The 1,043-nt window shown below is 42.7% G+C and carries 1 protein-coding gene; it reads right to left on the bottom strand.

What is annotated here, in order from left to right; all coding sequences use genetic code 11:
• Positions 1–56 precede the first annotated feature (56 nt).
• Complete coding sequence (locus tag KIH86_RS07730; RefSeq protein ID WP_223083327.1) at positions 57–887, bottom strand: Rpn family recombination-promoting nuclease/putative transposase; 831 nt, start codon at positions 885–887, stop codon at positions 57–59.
• Positions 888–1,043: the final 156 nt, after the last annotated feature.

Below are 1,043 nucleotides of genomic sequence, written 5' to 3'. Positions count from 1 at the left end.
CGCGAAACATTAATCACAAAAGAGCGCTTTTTCACCATAGGATACTCCTATTTTTCTTACTTCCTCAAAGCATTAATCTCTTGTTCCGATAATCCAGTGGCCTTTGCGATAGTCGCTATATCCAAATTCATTTCAAGCATATTTTTAGCTACTCTTTTGATTCCAGCCAACTCTGCACTTTCCAGCATAGAGGCTTCATCATGCAGATACTTCTGCCTGGCCTCGTACAGCCGTCTGGCATCCGAATCCTGACTTAGATATTGAAGAGTATCCATCGCCTTTTCCAAACCCGGCTCATTCATCTTCAGCACCTCCCAGTGTGATGTATCGGCACCTTTCAGAAACAACAACCAATTGATCAATCCGCCTTCAGACGAAACACTACGTTCATCCAGCTTCGGTAACTCCAGGAAGTGCACCTCAATGTCGTCAATCAAGGATATCCCTGTTCGGTCTTCCCGCAAATGAAATACATTATGATATTGTTTATTCTTCAAGAACGCATAGTTCAAAATGTTAATCGTTACGCATTTCTTTAGCTCTGGATACTTGTCTCCCTCACTCAGTTGACTCGCATATCGTTTGCTCCAATAGAATAGCGTTCGTTTCTCGATGTCGTACTTATTAAACAGTTGCATCTCTATATCAATCAGTTTCCCTTCCGAGGTCTTAGCGTAAACATCAAAGATGGATTGTTTGTCGAGTGGATCATCTTTATCCGTGTAGGGATTCATCAGAATAATCTCGGTCAGCGGCGGCTCGCCAGCTTCGGTGAAAATGCGGTTAAGAAAAGCCAACAGCACATCCTTGTTGTTCTCGCTGCCAAATATCCGTTTGAATACAAAATCAACACGCGGGTCCAGCAAATCCATCGGCATCAGCTCCATTCGTTATTATTATACCATCTTTCAAGGGCACTAGGCCTTGAAGGAAAATAACTAAAACGAAAAAAGACACCAGTCAAGGTGTCTTCTACTTTACTCCATATGGAGCCGAGGGGAGTCGAACTGTTGTCCCTAACATTTTAACCTGTCTCTTTTTAT

The organism is Paenibacillus sinensis (genome assembly GCF_019904155.1).
In the GTDB taxonomy this organism is placed as follows: Bacteria; Bacillota; Bacilli; order Paenibacillales; family Paenibacillaceae; genus Paenibacillus_AQ; species Paenibacillus_AQ sinensis.
This window is presented reverse-complemented; position numbering and strand designations above follow the sequence as displayed.

What these genes read in the sequence shown, in the direction of transcription:
- KIH86_RS07730 (WP_223083327.1), bottom strand. Translation starts at nt 887, where the DNA reads ATGGAGCTGATGCCGATGGATTTGCTGGACCCGCGTGTTGATTTTGTA.